The organism is Hymenobacter sp. BRD67, from assembly GCF_013256425.1.
Lineage (GTDB): Bacteria > Bacteroidota > Bacteroidia > Cytophagales > Hymenobacteraceae > Hymenobacter.
Window position 1 is genome coordinate 2,599,273 of the sequence record NZ_CP053904.1, and the last position, 17,460, is coordinate 2,616,732.

Below are 17,460 nucleotides of genomic sequence, written 5' to 3' on the forward strand. Positions count from 1 at the left end.
CGGCAATAGCTTGAGAGAGAACGTCATGCCGGGCGCTGCCCGGCATGACGTTTTTAGTAGGGCTTCTTCAAAAAGCCGCGGGCGGGCTAACTTGCGCTCCATGACGGTAATCGAACGTGGGCGGCAGCTGCTGGGCGTGCGCCCCGAGGAAGGGCCCACGGTACGGCTATTTTTCCTGCATAATTTCCTGCTGGGTATCGGCACCATCCTGGTGTATGTGGCGGCCAACGTGCTGCTGCTCGAAAACAACCCCGAACGCAACCTGCCGCTTGCCTACGGCATAGCCGCACTGGCAATGCTGGCAGCCGGCAAAGTGTACGGGCATTTTGAGCACCACTGGCTGCTGCAAAAGCTGGCGGTGCGGGTGCTGCTGGCCGCAGTAGTCCTCACGGGTCTGCTGGGAGTGCTGGTAGTTACCGGCCATTCGGTGGCAGCCGCCGTGGCTATTATGGCGGGCTACCGGGTTATCTACCTGTTGACCAATCTGGAATTCTGGGGCGTCTCGGCCGTGGTATTTGATGTGCGGCAGAGCAAGCGTCTGTTTGGCATTATCAGCGCCGGCGATATGCCGGCCAAGGCCCTGGGGGCCGTGCTGGCCATTTTTATTCATACCAACGCCGAGTTGCCGTGGCTACTGGGTACTGCTTTCGGGGCCTATTTGCTGGCCCTGCTGGCTTTGCGGGCTACGTTGCGCTCGCACGTGGTAGAGGCCGCGCCGGCCCCGCGCCGGGCGCGCGGGCAAGCCGTAGCGCCGGGGCTGCGCCGCTGGTTTGGCGATAGCCGCCTGGTGCTCACCATGTGCCTGAGTCTGCTGGGCCTGGCCGCCGTGACGACGGGCATCGAATACCTGTTTTTTGTAAATGTCAAGCACCGCTTTCACGATGAGGCAGCCATCATGCGCTACGTGGGCACGGTGCTGGTGAGCACCTACCTGGTGGCGATGCTGTTTAAGCTGCTGCTTTCGCAGCATACCGTAGACCGGCTGGGTGTGCGGCGAGTGCTGCTGGCGCTGCCGGTGCTGCTGCTGGCGGGCCTGCTGGCCTATACCGGCGTAAACCGGGGCGACGTGGGCGAGTCGCTGCTTTATTTCTGCGGGTTGTATCTGGGGCTGGAAGTATTGAGGCGGGCAGTATTTGACCCCGTATTTCTGCTGCTGTTTCAGCCGCTGTCGCCGCCCGAGCGGCTGCAGGCCCACACGCTGGCGAAAGGAATGTATGAGCCGCTGGGCATGGCGCTGGGTGGCGGGCTGCTGTTTGCGCTGCACGCGCTGCCAGGTGGCCAAACCTGGGGTCCGTTTGTGTGGATGGGCCTGCTGATGCTGGCCGTTTTGCTGCTGCTGGCCCGTACTTACCACCAATACGTGGCCGAGCTACAGCACGCGCTCAGTCGCCGCTTTACCGAGGAGGAAGGCGAAGCAGCGCCTGTGGCTAACCTGCCCGCCGGGGTCTCCTCGCCCACCCCGACCGACCCAGCCGAAATCCGCCGCCTTATCCGCTCCCTGGGGACCAAAGCCGGCCGGGCCGCTGCCACGCAGCACCTGCTGCGCCTGGGCGAAGCCGTGCTGCCTGCCCTGGCCGAAGTACTCAGTACCGACCTTGACCAGACCCTGGTGCGGCGCGTGGCCCAGGTGTGTGCCCGCCTGCGCACGGCTGCCAGCCGGCAGCTGCTGGTGGGGCTGGCCCGGCAGCCTAACCTGTTTCGGCGTGAGGCTGCGCTGCGGGGGTTGCGCCATTTTGGCGTAGTGCCATCCGAGGTACCCCTGTTTCAGGCGCTGGTGCACGACGAGCTGCAGCTGGCCCAACACCTAGTACACGGCCAGGCCACGGCCAGCCCCGAGCTGGCAAGCTGCCTCGACTACGAGCTGCTACGCACCCAACAACGCGTTTTTGCCCTGCTGGGTCATATTTATGCTCCCCAGCTCATTGCCGATGCCCAGCGCGGCGTGGCCCACGCTACCCGTGAGCGCCAGGCCAACGCCCTCGAAATACTGGACAATAGTATTGCCCGGCCTACCTACCAGGGCCTGCAGGCGCTGCTGGCCATTGCGCCGCCCGCCGAGAAGGAGCGTACGTTTGACCGCCTGCTGGGGCCGCTGCTGGCACCCGAGCCCATCGTCGAAACCATTGTAGCGCGGGGCGAAACGGCCTTCACTGACTGGACGGTGCGGGCGGCGCTCGACCAGTGGAAGCCCACGGCAGCCACCGTACAAGCCATTGGGCCGCATCTGCGCAGCAGCAGTCCGCTGGTGCGCGAAAGCGCGTTCCGCCTGCTGGCGCAGCTGGCAGTGGCCCACCCTACCCTTTATCAGCTGGTAAACGCTGCCCACCAAACCCTCAACAGCCTGCTTATGAGCCATGCCGCCACGACCTCGCACATTGCCGCTGCCGAGCGGGTGCAGGTGCTTCAGCAAACCGCCCTGTTTGCCGAAACGCCCGAAAACGTGCTCAGCAGCATCGTGCCCATCATGAAAGAAGTAAGCTTCGCCGATGGCCAGCAGATTTTTGCCAAGGGCGACCTGGGAGCCTCTCTCTTCATTATTTACGAAGGCCAGGTAGGCATTTTCAACGGCCCGCAGCTACTGGTAACCTTCGGTAAGGGCGACTTTTTTGGCGAGCTGGCCCTGCTCGATGCGGAGCCCCGCTCGGCAGCGGCCGTGGCAGAAGGCGCGGTTACGGCCTTCCGGCTCGACCAGGAAGATTTTTATGATGTAATGGAAGAGCGCCCCGAGGTACTGCGCAATATCATGAAAGTGCTATGTCAGCGCCTGCGCCGGCAGAATGAGGTGGCGCAGGCCCGTTAATCCTTCACTTAGCGCGGTTTCGGAGTCGCTGAACGGAGCGGGCTTTTTGTAAGAGCGACTGGCGCATACGACGAGCGGCCAGCCGGCCAAAAGCCGGCAGCCCGCCCCATACGCTTCCAGTATATCAGGCTAAAAAACGCTGTATTATGGTGAGCGGAGCCAGCAGATAACTTAAGCCACTACTTCGTAGGTCATGATTGGCTGGGCCTTGTTTTTCAGTTTCAGCTCGCCGATGGGCTGGCACTGAAAGCTTTCCCTGATGCGCTCGTAGATGGCCTCCGTAATAACAATCTGGTTGGGATGGCCAGCGGACTGCAGGCGTTGGCTTACGTTTACGGTATCGCCTATTACGGTGTAGTCCAGGCGCTTGAGCGAAGCCGAGCCAATATTACCCGACACCATCTCGCCGGTATTGATACCTATGCTTACGGCAGGATGGTAGTCGGTACCGTCGGGCAGCGGGTTATGGGTGGCCTGCAGCTGGGTACGCACCAGCAGGGCCGCGTCGATGGCGCGGTCGAGGTGATACTCACCCCGAAAAACGGCCATTACGGCATCGCCCATAAATTTATCGATGTAGCCTCCGTGCGCGATTACCTCCTTCACAATCTGGTCGAAGTAGGTGTTGAGTAGCGACACGACCGTGGCGGCCGGCTGGGTTTCGGAGAGCGAAGTGAAGCCGCAGATATCTACGAACATAACGGTGGCCTCTACTACTTCGCTGGCCAGCAGCTTGTTCTCGAAGCCGGGCCGGGCCATGAACTTGATAACCGTTTCATCGACGTACATCCGCAGGATATTATTTTCCTGAATGGCTTTGAGCGTATCGCGCAGCTGCTGCACATGGACGGCAGTTTTTTCGATTGTTAGCTCCAGGTCATTGAAATCCACGGGCTTACAGACAAAATCGAACGCCCCGTGGTTCATGGCGGCACGGATATTTTCCATGTCGCCGTAGGCCGACACCATCACGGTTTTGGTCATGGGGCTGGCTTCGGGCAGGCGGCCGAGCAGGGTAAGGCCATCCATCACGGGCATGTTGATATCGGACAGTACGATGTCGGTATCGGGGTGGTCGTGCAGGCGGTCGAGGGCCTCCTGCCCGTTGCCGGCAAAGAGAAACTCGTAGGCGTTTTCCCGGATTTTACGCCGAAACTTTTGCTTGATGAGTAGCTCTAAATCCGCTTCGTCATCAACCACCAATATCTTAGTTTTCATATGTTTTGGATAGCGTGAAGCTTTCCCTTCAGCGCGGCGAAATCGACGGGCTTGGTCAGGAAATCATTGGCACCGAGGCGCATGGCCTGGTCGTGCGTTTCGGTATCGCCGTAGGCAGTGAGCATCATCACCAGGGGCGGCGGGGGCGGCAGCGGGTCTTGCTTGACGTGGCGCAGCAGCTCCAGCCCGCTCATGCCGGGCATGTTGATATCGGAGAGAATGAGCACCACCTCCGACGGGTGGTCGCGCAGGAAGCCCAGCGCTTCCTCGCCCGAGTAGGCAAAAGAGAACGCAAACTCGCCACTGCGGATTTCGCGTCGGAAGCGCTGCTCAAACAGCACCCGCACGTCGGTTTCGTCGTCAACTACCAGTATTTTCATGCTTTGTAAAGATAGGAACAGCGGCAGGCCTCACGCCGTAGGCAAACGCACCGTAAACGTAGTACCCCGGCCTTCCTCGCTCTGCACGGTGAGGGTGCCGCCGTGGCCCTGCACAATGATATCGTGGCTCAGCGACAAGCCCAGGCCAGTGCCTTCGCCGGCGGGCTTGGTGGTGAAAAAGGGCTGGAAAATCCTGGCTTTCACTCCTTCCGGAATGCCCATGCCGTTGTCATGCACCTGCACTTCAACCTCGTGGGCCACGAGCCGGGTGCGCACCCCCACGGTAGGTTTGTAGCCCGGCTCGCCGAGCTGCTGGCGCTGCTGCACCGCGTAGAACGCATTGGTAAACAGGTTGAGCAGCACCCGACCTACATCGCCGGCAACCATTTCAACCAGGGGGAGGCCGGCGGCCAGCTCGGGCTGCAAGGTGGCGTTGAAAGACTTGTCTTTGGCCCGCAGGCCGTGGTAGGCCAGGCGCAAATATTCATCGGCCAGCATGTTGAGGTCGGTAGGCTGGCGCTCGCCGCTGCTGGCGCGGCTATGCTCCAGCATCCCCCGCACGATGCCCGCCGCCCGGCCACCGTGCTGGGTAATGCGCTGGAGATTCTGCTTCAGGTCGGCCAGCAGCTCGGCTTCGAGGGCCGGGTCGCGGGTAGGCCGGTTGCGCTCTTCTTCGAGCTCGGTAATAAGCTCGGCCGATACATCAGCGAAATTATTGACGAAGTTGAGCGGGTTCTGAATCTCGTGCGCTATGCCCGCCGTGAGCTCTCCCAGGCTGGCCATCTTTTCGCGCTGGATTAGCTGCGCCTGGGTTTCTTTTAGCTCGTTGAGCGTAGTGCGTAGCGCGGCTGTTTGCTCGGCCAGCGTAGCAGTGCGCTGGTGCACCTGGTGTTCGAGCTCCTGGTTTTTGGTTTCGATGCGCAGCTGCTCCTGCTCGGCTTGCAGGCGTAGCTGGTGCTCAGCTACCAGGCTTTTCTGCTGGCTGCGGGCCATAAACCAGAAAACACCTTGCCAGCAGAAGGTCAGCAGGCCCGCCAGGTCAAACCAGTCTTCATACGTTTTGAGCAGCCGGGGTAGCAGCAGGCCCACAAGCAGGTTTATCACCGACAGCAGCCCGTAGGGCACCAGCCCCAGGCAAAGCAGCCAGGCGGGCCGGTAGGTGCGTAGCTGCCAGGTTACTGCCAGCCCGATGCCAATAATGCCCAACATAAAAGCATCGGCCAGCAGGTCGGCTTTGCTACCGAAGCTAACGCAGATAATAAATAGTACTGCCGTGGGCTGCCACAGCCGGACCAGCCACTTATCCCAGGCTGGCAGCCGCGTGGGCGTGTCGAGAAACCGGCGGCCCAGCCACACCAGGCCCACGGCAATGGGCCCTTCCAGTATCATATTTGAGTCTGCCATCGGGCTGGTTGTTGTCAGTTGGTGAGTTATCTGTTTTTAATTGCCAGCTTCCCTGTCCGGCTTTCGTAGCCGCTGAGAGGTAGCAGCTTAAAAAGGCAGCCGCACGCTAAACTCCGTAAATTTTCCTTCCTCGCTCTGCACGGTGAGGGTACCGCCGTGGCCCTGCACAATGATGTCGTGGCTTAGCGACAAGCCCAGGCCAGTGCCTTCGCCAGCGGGCTTGGTGGTGAAAAAGGGCTGGAAAATCCTGGCTTTCACTCCTTCCGGAATGCCCATGCCGTTGTCGCGGACGCACACTTCTACGCTGTTGCCTACGCGGCGCGTGGCCACCCCCACGGTAGGCTTGTAGCCCGGCTCGCCGAGCTGCTGGCGCTGCTGCACCGCGTAAAACGCATTGGTAAACAGGTTGAGCAGTACCCGACCTACATCGCCGCTCACGGCCGGCACCAGCGGCAGAATAGCCGCCAGCTCGGGCTGCAAGGTGGCGTTGAAAGACTTGTCTTTGGCCCGCAAGCCGTGGTAGGCCAGGCGCATATATTCATCGGCCAGCATATTGAGGTCGGTAGGCTGGCGCTCACCGCTGCTGGCGCGGCTGTGCTCCAGCATCCCCGCACGATGCCCGCCGCCCGCTGGCCATGCTGATTAATTCGGAGCAGGTTTTGTTTCAGGTCTTCGAGCAGCTCGGCCTCCAGGCCGGGGTCGCGGCTGGGGCGCTCCTGCTCTTCTTCAAGCTCCACTACCAGCTCGGCCGATACATCGGCGAAATTATTGACGAAGTTGAGCGGGTTCTGAATCTCGTGCGCTATGCCCGCCGTGAGCTCTCCCAGGCTGGCCATCTTTTCGCGCTGGATTAGCTGCGCCTGCGTAGCGCGCAGGTCAGTAAGCGCCGTTTGCAGCTCCTCGGCCTGCCGGGTGAGCAGGGCCGTTCGCTCGGCCACCAGCCGCTCCAGCTCCATGTTTTTGGCAGCGATAAACTGCCGCGCTTTTTCTTCTTCGGCCCGCTCCTGCTCCTGCTTCAGGAGCCCTTTCTTCTGGCTGTTGGCCAGGAAAACCATCGCAAAAAACCAAAACGCATCTAGCTCGCCCCACAGCTTGAAACCCAGGCTGTACGGCGACAGCAGCTGCCAGCTGCCGATGGCCAGGCCGGTGGCAATAAAGCGGTGCAGCACCGAGGGTGCCAGGCCCAGCAGCAGCGTGCGGGCCGGGCGGTAGCTACGCAGCTGCACCAGCAGCAGCACTAGCACGCCTACCGCGAAGAACAGGTAAATATCGCCCAGGTACTGGTTGCGGTAGTGCAGCGCCGCGCTTAGCACAAAGGCCGCCATAGCCGGCGCCCAGAGCTTGCCCAGCAGTCTGTGCCAGCGGGGCAGACGGCGGGGCGTATCCAGCAGCCGACGCATAATGAACACCAGCGTCATCACCCCCCGATGGCCAGCAGCAGCTCTTTATTGGTAAATTTCTCCATTAGCGGCCAAAATAAAGCGCCGCAAGTTAGCCACTCACGGCGCTTTAACTTAGCCGAATATCTATTGATTTAGCCAGCCAGGGCCCGCTGGGCCGCCTCGCGCTCGGCCGGCGTATTCACATTTTGCAATACTTCGGCGCCAGGCGTAGGCAACACTGCCACATCGCTGTTGATGAGCATTTTGCGCGGGCATGAATAGCCCATGCTCAAAAACCGTAGCAGCTCGGGATAAGCGCGCGGCTCAAAAATGGTAAGGAGCGGCTCGGGAAACTCGCTGCCGGGGCTTTGGAATGCCGTGGCCAGGCGGCCGGGCTGGCGGCCAGCCACTAGCTGGCGCAGGGTGTCGGCCGTCAGGAAAGGCAGGTCGCAGGCCAGCACCAGCCACGCCGCGTTGGGGTCAAATTGCAGGGCCGACAGAATGCCGCCCAGGGGCCCCAGCCCCAGAAACCGGTCGGGCAGCGCCTGTAAGCCCTGGGGCAGCTCGGCCACCTGCTCGGCCCGGCACGACACCAATACGTCGTGGCAGACTGGGGCCAATAAGCCCGCGGCTACTTCGCGCTGCTCAAGGCCGGTGGGGCCGTAGCGCAGGCGGCCTTTATCGGTTTGCATGCGCTGGCTGAGGCCACCGGCCAGCACCAGGCCGCGCAGCGGGGCCTGGCGAGCGGCCCGCCACTGCGCTACCCAGGCAGCCAGGCCCGCCGTATCGGCCCAGGCAAACCGCGACAGCCGGGCATAGTGCGGCAGGTGCGCCCGCAGGTAATCAGGAATTTCCGCTACGCCTTCGGCCAGTACAAACGCCTGCACGTCGGTGAGCTTGTCGAGCTTGTGAGCCAGCGACTTACGGGGGTCAATGAGTACAAGCTGCTGACGGGCGGTAAAATGATTGCCGTTTACCAGCACCAGGTCGGCCCCGGCCAGCAGCTCGGGCTGCGAGAAGCGGTCGAGTGCGCGCCGCTCATCGCCACGGCGAAAATGAATCTTATCGGTAACCTCCACATAAGCGCCGGCTTGCAGCAGCGGGCTCAGGCTTTGAGCAGGGTCAGCGTCGCCGCTGGTGTGGTCGGCATCGACGTAGCCGATGCGGTGCGCCGGGGTCAGCGCGGCCGTTATGCCAGCCGCCAGCCGCTGAATATCGCCACAGGGTGCCCCCAGCAAGGCCAGCTCGTGGCGGGCAAATTCGCCGATGGCCGGACGGACCAGGTCGGCGTGCTTGGTACGGGGAACAAGTTTTTCAGTCATAGCTTTCACAACAATTCAGCCGGAAAATAGCTTGAAATTATCTTACCTTCTTCTTTTTTATCCTTCCCTGCTTCGTGCTCTCCGTCGAAAACGCTTATTGCCAGGTACTGGCTACCGCTAGCCTGCTGCCTACCGAAACTGTGCCGCTAGCTGAGGCTGTTGGCCGCGTGCTACGGCAGACTATCACGGCCGACCGTGACTTTCCGCCCTACGACCGCGTGACAATGGATGGTATTGCGGTGCGCCACGCGGCCCTGGCGGCGGGCCAGCGGGTATTTCCCATCGAGCGCACCCAGCTGGCCGGGGCAGTGCCGGAGCCGCTTCTCAACCCGCGGGCGGCCGTAGAAATTATGACCGGCGCCGCGCTGCCGCCCGGCACCGATACCGTTATCCGCTACGAAGACCTGGACTTTGGCGATGAGCCTACCCGCCAGGCCACGCTGCGGGCGGCACTGCCCAGCCAGGGCCACAACGTACACCGGCAGGGCAGCGACCAGGTAGCCGGCACGCTTCTGCTGGCCCCCGGCACAGTACTAAGCCCGGCCGAGCTGGCAGTAGCGGCCACCGTGGGCGCAGGCAGGCTGACCGTAACGCGCCGCCCCCGCCTGGCGGTAGTGAGTACCGGCGATGAGCTGGTGGCCCTCGGCCAAACGCCCCTCCCCCACCAGATTCGGCGCTCCAATGCCCCTATGCTGCAAGCGGCGCTGGGGCCGAAGGCTGCATAAGCGAGGCTTTTCATTTTGACGACGATTTGGAAACGCTCAAGGCCGGGCTGCCGCCGCTGCTGGCCGGGTTCGACGCCGTGCTGCTGAGTGGTGGCGTATCGAAGGGCAAGGCCGATTTTTTGCCCCAGGCGCTGCGCGAGCTGGGCGTGCGGGAGGTATTTCATCGGGTGGCCCAACGGCCGGGGCAGCCGCTCTGGTTCGGGCAGCAGCCTGGCGCAGCCACCGTATTTGCGCTGCCCGGCAACCCTGTGGCTACGTTTGCGGGCTACTATCGCTACGTGCGCGGCTGGCTACACCAGTGTCAGGGCCGGGCCGTTGAGCAGCCGACCTTTGCGGAACTGACCAGCCCGGTCGATTTCAAGCCGGCTCTTACGTATTTCCTGGCCGTGCGCCTCGAAAATGCGCCCGATGGCCGTCTGCTGGCTCACCCCGCTCCCACCGCTGGCTCGGGCGACCTAGCCGGCCTGCTGGCCACCGATGGCCTGCTGGAACTGGCCGCCACCGACCAAACTCATTTTGCGGCGGGCACCGCCTGGCCACTGTGGCGATTTCGAAGCTAGCAAACGCTAAAAGCCGCTCAACTCTCGGGGAATTGAGCGGCTTTTTCAGTAAAACAGCTTACCTTACTTAAACAGGGTCAGCGCTTTGATAAACGTTTGTGAGATGCCCCACACCAGCGGCACGCCAACGAAGAGCCAGGCCAGGATGACCGAGCCGCCCGCAGACTCTTCAGTTACGACCGGGGGGCAGCATTGGGTTTCGGGTTCATATACTAGAAAGTTAGAGGGTGAGGAATGGGCACCTAGTGGCCGCCCGCTTCAATGGTTACCGGGCCTTTTTCCTGGTATTTCTCGTTTACGGCCGTCACGGCCAGGTCGGCCAGCAAGCCTACTGCGAGCAAGCCAGCCATGGTATAAAATACATTTTGGTAGGCGGCGGCCCCGGTTAGGCCTTTTGCCTTGGCGTGGTCATGCAACTGGTGCACAATCAGCGGCCCCAGCACGCCGGCGGTGCTCCAGGCAGTGAGCAGGCGGCCGTGAATGGCCCCTACCTGGTATTTGCCAAATAAGTCAGACAGAAAAGCCGGGGCAGTGGCAAAGCCCCCGCCGTACATGCTCACAATTACGCAGGCAGCTACTACATAAAGAGTTAGCTGCAAGTTATGGCCCAGCGTCGGGATACTGGCGTAAAGCAGAATGCCCAGGCCAAAGTAAATAGCGTACGTAGTTTTGCGGCCCAGCTTATCCGAAGCCGACGACCAGAAGAAGCGCCCCAGCAGGTTGAACAAGCTGAGCAGGCCCACGAAGCCGGCGGCGGCAGCAGCCGTTACGCCATTGCCCGCCCCATTGCCTTGTCGGAGAACGTGTCCTGAATAAGCGGCGAAGCCGTTTCGAGCACCCCGATGCCGGCCGTTACGTTGGTAACCAACACCACCCACAGCAGCCAGAACTGCGGCGTTTTAATGGCATTGTCGGCCGATACGTTGCCGGCCGTAATCAGGGCACTGTGCTCTGCATTGGGCACGTAGCCGGCGGGAGCCCAGTTGTCGGCGGGCACCCGGATGGTCCATACCCCAAACTGCATAAACAGGAAGTAGATGATACCCAGCACGATAAACGTCGGGGCTACGCCCTGCGGAGCCGACCCTTTGAAGTGGTTCATCAGGGCTACCGACAGCGGCGAGGCAATCATAGCACCGCCCCCAAAGCCCATGATGGCCATGCCAGTGGCCACGCCCTTACGGTCGGGAAACCACTTGATGAGCGTGCTGACCGGCGATATATAGCCAATACCTAATCCAATGCCACCCACGAACCCATAGCCGAAATACAGCAGCCAGATATTGTGCATGCTGATGCCGAGCGAGCCAATGAGAAAGCCGCCGCCGAAGCATAGTGCGGCAGACAGCATCGCTTTGCGCGGCCCTACGCGCTCCAGCCACTTGCCAAACAGCGCGGCCGACAAGCCCAGCAACACAATGGCAATGGAGAAGGTGATGCCAATCTGGGTAGGCGTCCAGTCGGTCGGGGCCGGGTTAGCAGGGTCGCCGCTGATGAGCGAGCCCAGCGGCTTATTAAACACGCTAAATGCGTAGGCCTGCCCGATAGCGAGGTGAATAGCCAGCGCGGCGGGCGGCACCAGCCAGCGATTATAGCCAGGCGGCGCAATGGTACGGCTACGGTCAAGCAGCGAAGCAGAGGAACTATCAGCCATGGTGGGAAGTAAAGGGTGAAAGAAAAGAGAAGAAAAACAGGTATAACGTCTTAGCCTTTTGCAAAGTAGGGAATTTCTTTCGCCTGACGCAAAAAACCTGACGAGGGAGCCTGCTTTGGCGTTGCAGCAGCACTTATCACTAATAAAATAAGAAAAAGCCTCTGGTATTTCCAGAGGCTTTTTACAATTACTGGCGGCTAGGCCGGCACCGCCTGCTGGCGCTGCTTCTGGGCCTGCGGGGCCTGACCTACCTTAGCGGGGACTACCGTTACAACCACATACTTGGAGGTCGGTGTATTGCTGACTTTGGCCACACTACTAATGGGAACCAGCGGGTTGGCCTCCGGGAAATAGGCGGCTACGTTGCCCTTTGGGATTTCGTAGGGCACAGCAATAAATTTTTCGACCGTGCGCTGCTCGCCCTCAAAATGGCTGGTGATGTCAAGCAAGTCTTTGGCTTTGATGCCCCGGGCCGCCATGTCGCTTTCATTCATGAACAGCACGCGGCGCTCGCCGTGGATACCCCGGTAGCGGTCGTTATATTCATAAATCGTAGTATTAAACTGGTCGTGACTCCGAACCGTCATCAGAATGAGCTGGTCGGGCTCCAGGCTATACTTCTCCAGCTGGGTAGTGGTGAAATTAGCCATCCCATTCTTGGTCGTGAATTTGCGCTCACGCGGGCCGTTGGGCAGGTAAAAGCCCCCGGCTTGCGCAGGTTTTCGTTGAACTTCTCGAAGCCCGGAATAACGCGGGAGATATGGTCGCGGATAACGTCGTAGTTCTCCGTCATGGCTACCCAGTCGGCTACGTTGGTACGGTCGGGGCCTAGGGTCGCAATGGCTACGCCCGCCAGGATGGCTACTTCGCTCATCATCTGGCCCGGCAGCGGCACCAGCACGCCCTTGTTCTGGCTTACTACGCCCATCGAGTTTTCGCAGCTCGTCATCTGGTGGCCCGACTTCTGCATATCGATATCGGCATGCGTGAAGCAGGGCAGCAGCAGGCTGGTTTCGCCGGTTACGAGGTGCCCGCGGTTGAGCTTGGTACCTACAAATACGGTTAGCTTCTGCTTGCGCATCCCGTCGGCAATCAGTTCAGTATCGGGGCCGGCCGCCAGCAGGTTACCGCCCAGGCTAAAGTAAACTTTAGTTTCGCCCTTGTGCATCTTCTTGATACTCTCCACGGTATCGAAGCCGTGTTCGTAGGGCGGCGTGAAGTTAAATTCCTTCGCCAGCGCATCCTGAAACTCCTTGGTCGGCTGCTCCCACACGCCCATAGTGCGGTCGCCCTGCACATTGGAGTGGCCCCGCACCGGGCAGGTGCCCGCGCCGGGCTTGCCAATGGCGCCCTTCATCAGGTGCAGGTTCACGATTTCCTGAATGGTTTGCACGCCCTGCCGCTGCTGCGTTACGCCCATTGCCCAGCAGGTAACTATTTTTTGCTTATGGGCAATAAGATTGGCAGCTTCGAGCAAGCGCGCCCGGCTGATACCGCTCAGCTCCTCAATGTCTTCCCAGCTCGTGTTGCGGATATTTTGCTCAAACGACTCGAAGCCCGTGGTGTACTCAGCAATAAAGGGCCGGTCTACCACCTGCCCGGGGTTCAGGTCTTCGGCCTCAAACAAGTGCTTCATGATGCCGCGCAGCAGGGCCATGTCGCCATCCACCCGCACTTGCAGAAACACGTCGGTAATGGGTGTGCCATCGCCGAGCAATGCTCCCAGCGCCCGCAGCGGGTTCATAAAATCCTGCGGGTTCCGGAAGTGGTTCAGGCCCGCCTCAATCAGCGGGTTAACGCTGATAATCTTTGCCCCATTGCGCTTGGCCTTTTGCAGGGCAGAAAGCATACGCGGGTGGTTGGTGCCCGGGTTCTGGCCAATAATAAGAATTACCTCCGCATCGTGAATATCATTGAGCGTCACCGAGCCCTTGCCCAGGCCCAGCGTTGGGCTCAGAGCGGCGCCGCTGCTCTCGTGGCACATATTCGAGCAATCGGGCAGGTTATTGGTCCCAAACTGCTTGGCAAAGAGCTGAAACAGGAAGGCCGGCTCATTGGGCACCTTGCCCGAAGTATAGAATACTGCTTCGTGGGGCGAAGCTAGCGCATTCAGCTCTTTGGCTACCAGCTTAAAAGCGTCGGTCCACTCAATGGGCGAGTAATGCGTGTCGCCGGGCCGCTTCACCAGCGGATGCGTCAGGCGGCCCAGGTTGTTGAGGTCACGGTCGCTCAGGCGCGAGAGGTCGGCCAGGCTGTTTTTGGCAAATACTTCGGGGCCGGCAGCGCGGTCGTCGGCATCCGAAGCCGTGGCTTTGGCGCCGTTTTCGCAGAACTCGGCAATGGAGCGATGGTCATCAGGGTCGGGCCAGGCGCAGCTCGAGCAGTCGAAGCCGTCCTTCTGGTTCATTTTCAGCAGCCCGTGGGTGCCCCGCGTCAGTCCCGCTTCGCCCCAGTTAAATTCCATCGACTTGATAACCGCCGTCAGGCCGGCCGCAATTTTCATGCGGGGCTCCAGCTTGAGGCCGGTAAGAGCCTCGGGCGGCTGGGCCAGTACCGGAAACAGGTACTTGGCCTCGGCCGTGGGCGGCGCCGGAATGTGCTCCTGGTCGCGCTCGCCCTGCGGGTCGGGCCGGTAATGGTCGTTGGTAGGAGCCACTCCCTGTTCGGGGCGCTCCCCACTTTTGGGGGCATTATCCTCAGCACCCTGCTGATGTGCTTTGCCGGCTTTGCCAGGGTCGTTAGTGGGCGAATCTTCCATTTGGGAGGTGTGAAGTAGACGGTAGAAGGTATGAGGCAACAGGACTAATGCAGTATAAGCCATTCCGAGAAGGCAAGTTAACCAGCAAGCCCGCCAAGCAGCGTTTTCGCTCAATACTCACCCCTGACTTCTACATCTTAGCCCATACTTACAAGCTAGTGGCGACAATCAAGGTCTTTTTCAACCATGATACGTAGCTCACGGTTTTCAGCCACCCTCACCTGGGCCGAAAAACCATTTTTTTCGGTGCTTGTCCAGGCCAGCGCTTCAGCGGCGGGTACTTCTACCACCAGGTTTCCAGCCTCATAGCGCACCCCCACGGCTTTGGCCTCGGCCGAGGCAGGCAGTGCTTCCAGGGCATATACCAGCGCCTGGCCAGGGCCGGCCCCAAATACGATGGTGTAGGCCACGCGCCCGGCCTGGGCAAACTCCTGCACCTCGGCATCGGACAGACGCAGGCGCAACGAATTTTCTTCAAGTCTTAGCTTCATTACCCGGTACGCGAATTTTAGTGGATACTATGGCCTGTTCGGCACCTGCCTTCCGCGTCGAATAGCAGATTTTTACTATATTAAAGTCGGTTTTCGTTGTTGATAAGGCCGCTCGACTCACGCTAAACGAAGGGCAGCTAAATGGGTTAAGCACCTGGTTAACTCACGATTCGTTGGGCGTGGGTATAAATATTAAACCGCTCGTTGCGCACAAAGCCCAGCAACGTCAGGCCAAACTCTTCGGCCGCCTCCACGGCCAGACTGCTGGGTGCTCCCACCGCCGCCAGAATGGCCACGCCCGCCACCGCGGCTTTCTGCACCAGCTCGAAGCTGGCCCGGCCACTTACCAGCATAATACACTGGTGTAAAGGCACCTGATTAGCAAGTAAAGCAGCGCCCACCACTTTATCAAAGGCATTGTGGCGGCCTACGTCCTCGCGTACGAGCAGCAGCTCGCCCGCCGCCGCGAAAAGCGCCGTGGCATGCAGGCCGCCGGTTTGCTCAAATACCCGTTGGGCCGCCCGCTGCCGCTCGGGCAGCGCATGAATAATTGCGGCCGAAACTCGTGGGCTATCGGCGGGGGCCGGCACCGGGCAGCTTTCGGCCCGCACGGCTTCGATGCTTGTTTTGCCGCACACGCCGCAGCTGGAAGTAGTATAAAAGTGTCGCTCCAGGCGGTTGAGCTCCACTACCACGCCGGGTGCCAGCTCGGCCCGTATAACGTTGCCGCGCTCTTTGGGGCGGCGCGGGTCGGCCTGATGCTCAATGCCCGTCAGGTCGGCGGCCCGCTGCACAACCCCCTCGCTCAGCAGGAAGCCGGCCACCAACTCCGCATCGTGGCCGGGAGTGCGCATAGTCACGGCCAGCGTATGTTGCTGACGTTGCCCCAATGGGCCGTAACCCAAGCTTATTTCGAGCGGCGCCTCTACAGCCAGCAGGTCAGTAGCAGCCGCAATGGCAGCACCAACCACGCGCTGTACGGTGGTGCGCTCGGCACTGGCGGTTGATGGCGGCTGAATACGTAGCATGAGCAGAGCGGTGCAAGTAACTACACCATCTGCTTGACCATGCAACCGGCTCTATTGTTCGGCTGCCGGCCCCGAAATACCGCGCCGAACTTATGACGAGCAGTTTATTTTTCCTGCAAATACTTTACCATCAGCACTGCGGCTTGCATGGCCGCGCTGTGCTGACCGAGCTTCTGGCGCAGCTCGGCATAGCCACTTCTCTGCCGGGCAATGTACGCCTCATCCGTTAGCAGGCGCTTAAGCTCATCGAGCAGGTTGCGGGCGGTAAAATTGCCTTGGATAAACTCTGCCACCACTGCGCGGCCCACAATAAGATTAACCAGTGAGATATAAGGGACCTTGATAAGTGCCTTACTCACCAGGTACGTGAGGCCGCTGGTGCGGTAGCACACTACCTGCGGCACGCCAAACAGTGCCGTTTCGAGGGTGGCCGTGCCGCTGGTAACAAGGGCGGCGCTGGCGCGACTCAACAAATCGAAGGCCTGGTCGAATACCAACTTAATGCCATTGCGCTCAAAGTGTTGGTAATAAACCCGGTCGAGGTTGCTTACGCCGGCAACCACAAACTGATATTCCTGAAAGGCGGGCAGCACGGCCAGCATCTCGTGCAGCATCTCCTCTATTTCCTGCTTGCGCGAGCCGGGCAGCACGGCAATAATCCTGCGCTTGGGGTCGAGGCCATGCTGCGCTATAAAGCCGGGGTCGGGCCGAAAGGCGGCTACCTGGTCGGCCGTCGGGTTGCCGATATAGTCTACCTTATACTCGAAGCGCTGATAAAACTCCTCCTCGAAAGGCAGGATGACAAACATGCGGTCAACGTAGGCTTTTATCTTTTCGCCCCGGCTCTGATTCCAGGCCCATATCTTAGGCGATATATAGTAAAAAACATTTATTCCTTGCCCTTTGGCAAATTGCGCCATCCGCAGATTAAATCCGCCGTAATCTACCAAAACGAGTACATCGGGCTGGTACGCCAGGATATCACGTTGGCAATCTTTGAGATACCTCCTAAATTTGAGCAGGCTGGTGGCCGCTTCCACAAAGCCCATCACGGCCAGGTCGCGGTAATGGCGCACCAGCTGCCCGCCTTCGGCCTGCATGAGGTCGCCGCCCCAGTACCGAAAATCGGCAGCCGGGTCCTGGGCCTTTAGCTCGTGCAGCAAGTGGGCAGCATGGGTATCGCCGGAGCGCTCGCCCGCAATGAGGTAGTATTTCATTAGGTAATTTATGAGCTAAGAAGAGAGAACCACGAACTGCTGCATACGCTCCGGCGCCATTGGTGGGCTCAATTCGTGCTTCTCTTACGCGTCATTTCGGCATTAGCCGAAGTATTCCACCGAATTGCGGGGCGTTTCGTAGATTTTGATGCAGTGCAGCTGCGCCGGCGTAATAGCGGGCAGCTCGCGCGCCAGAATCTGCCAAAAGGCGACGGCCAGGTTTTCGGTGCTGGCAAGCTGGCCGTGCAGAAAAGGCACGTCGAGGTTGAGGTTTTTGTGGTCTACCTGCTCGGTAATATGCTGGCGGATAAGGTCGCTGAGGGCCTTAAGGTCTACTACAAAACCGGTGTCGGGATCGGGCTGGCCTTTCACGGTCACAATCATCTCGTAGTTGTGGCCGTGCCAGTTTTCGTTGGCGCAGGGGCCAAATACCTCCGCATTGCGCTCCGGGCTCCAGGTGGGGTTGTAGAGCTTGTGGGCAGCATTAAAGTGCTCGCGGCGGCTAACGTATAGCATGGTCT

The 17,460-nt window shown here is 60.3% G+C and carries 15 protein-coding genes and 1 pseudogene; 3 read left to right on the forward strand and 13 right to left on the reverse strand.

Annotated elements, in window-relative coordinates; translation table 11 throughout:
• The first annotated feature begins 100 nt into the window (after positions 1–100).
• Complete coding sequence (locus GKZ67_RS12120; RefSeq protein ID WP_173242622.1) at positions 101–2,800, forward strand: cyclic nucleotide-binding domain-containing protein; 2,700 nt, start codon at positions 101–103, stop codon at positions 2,798–2,800.
• Between the two features lie 171 nt (positions 2,801–2,971).
• Here GKZ67_RS12120 and GKZ67_RS12125 read toward each other — a convergent pair whose 3' ends face one another.
• The 6 genes from GKZ67_RS12125 to GKZ67_RS12145 form a co-directional block, all read right to left on the reverse strand.
• The gene (locus tag GKZ67_RS12125) at positions 2,972–4,018 is read right to left on the reverse strand and encodes an adenylate/guanylate cyclase domain-containing protein (protein ID WP_173242624.1); all 1,047 of its coding nucleotides are present in this window, start codon (positions 4,016–4,018) and stop codon (positions 2,972–2,974) included.
• A complete protein-coding gene (locus GKZ67_RS12130) occupies positions 4,015–4,398 on the reverse strand; it encodes a response regulator (protein ID WP_173242626.1) in 384 nt (127 codons plus the stop codon). Before GKZ67_RS12130 ends, GKZ67_RS12125 begins: the two co-directional genes overlap by 4 nt.
• A 30-nt stretch (positions 4,399–4,428) precedes the next feature.
• Complete coding sequence (locus GKZ67_RS12135; protein ID WP_173242628.1) at positions 4,429–5,802, reverse strand: sensor histidine kinase; 1,374 nt, start codon at positions 5,800–5,802, stop codon at positions 4,429–4,431.
• Between the two features lie 87 nt (positions 5,803–5,889).
• Positions 5,890–6,336 carry a sensor histidine kinase gene (locus tag GKZ67_RS23565; RefSeq protein WP_254244785.1) on the reverse strand — a complete coding sequence of 149 codons (447 nt, stop codon included), beginning with the start codon at positions 6,334–6,336 and terminating at the stop codon, positions 5,890–5,892.
• Entirely contained in the window at positions 6,237–7,220 is a 984-nt protein-coding gene (locus GKZ67_RS12140) for a histidine kinase dimerization/phospho-acceptor domain-containing protein (RefSeq protein WP_254244786.1), read from the reverse strand. Before GKZ67_RS12140 ends, GKZ67_RS23565 begins: the two co-directional genes overlap by 100 nt.
• A gap of 116 nt (positions 7,221–7,336) precedes the next feature.
• A complete protein-coding gene (locus GKZ67_RS12145) occupies positions 7,337–8,506 on the reverse strand; it encodes an NTP transferase domain-containing protein (protein WP_173242629.1) in 1,170 nt (389 codons plus the stop codon).
• 74 nt (positions 8,507–8,580) lie between these two features.
• Between GKZ67_RS12145 and GKZ67_RS23570 the strand changes: the two genes are divergently transcribed.
• Positions 8,581–9,231 (forward strand): molybdopterin molybdotransferase MoeA, encoded by a 651-nt coding sequence (locus GKZ67_RS23570; RefSeq protein WP_254244787.1) that lies wholly within the window; start codon positions 8,581–8,583, stop codon positions 9,229–9,231.
• Between the two features lie 26 nt (positions 9,232–9,257).
• Positions 9,258–9,791: a molybdopterin-binding protein gene (locus tag GKZ67_RS23575; protein WP_254244788.1), complete on the forward strand. Its 534-nt coding sequence runs from the start codon at positions 9,258–9,260 to the stop codon at positions 9,789–9,791.
• A gap of 242 nt (positions 9,792–10,033) precedes the next feature.
• Here GKZ67_RS23575 and GKZ67_RS23580 read toward each other — a convergent pair whose 3' ends face one another.
• The 7 genes and pseudogenes from GKZ67_RS23580 to GKZ67_RS12180 all read right to left on the reverse strand — a co-directional run bounded on the left by GKZ67_RS23580 (position 10,034) and on the right by GKZ67_RS12180 (position 17,455).
• Positions 10,034–10,534, reverse strand: coding sequence for an MFS transporter (locus GKZ67_RS23580; protein WP_254244789.1), 501 nt, complete (start codon positions 10,532–10,534; stop codon positions 10,034–10,036).
• A 23-nt stretch (positions 10,535–10,557) separates the two neighbouring features.
• A complete protein-coding gene (locus GKZ67_RS23585) occupies positions 10,558–11,445 on the reverse strand; it encodes an MFS transporter (RefSeq protein WP_254244790.1) in 888 nt (295 codons plus the stop codon).
• A 197-nt stretch (positions 11,446–11,642) separates the two neighbouring features.
• A pseudogene (locus tag GKZ67_RS12160) lies at positions 11,643–14,203 on the reverse strand (FdhF/YdeP family oxidoreductase).
• 155 nt (positions 14,204–14,358) lie between these two features.
• On the reverse strand, positions 14,359–14,694 hold the full coding sequence (locus GKZ67_RS12165) for a DUF7009 family protein (RefSeq protein WP_173242630.1): 336 nt from the start codon (positions 14,692–14,694) through the stop codon (positions 14,359–14,361).
• A gap of 158 nt (positions 14,695–14,852) precedes the next feature.
• Positions 14,853–15,722, reverse strand: a complete 870-nt coding sequence (gene fdhD / locus GKZ67_RS12170; protein WP_173242632.1) for a formate dehydrogenase accessory sulfurtransferase FdhD — start codon at positions 15,720–15,722, stop codon at positions 14,853–14,855.
• Between the two features lie 104 nt (positions 15,723–15,826).
• Positions 15,827–16,939, reverse strand: a complete 1,113-nt coding sequence (gene lpxB / locus GKZ67_RS12175) for a lipid-A-disaccharide synthase (RefSeq protein WP_173242634.1) — start codon at positions 16,937–16,939, stop codon at positions 15,827–15,829.
• A 102-nt stretch (positions 16,940–17,041) separates the two neighbouring features.
• Positions 17,042–17,455 carry a 6-pyruvoyl trahydropterin synthase family protein gene (locus GKZ67_RS12180; RefSeq protein WP_173242636.1) on the reverse strand — a complete coding sequence of 138 codons (414 nt, stop codon included), beginning with the start codon at positions 17,453–17,455 and terminating at the stop codon, positions 17,042–17,044.
• Between the last annotated feature and the right edge of the window lie 5 nt (positions 17,456–17,460).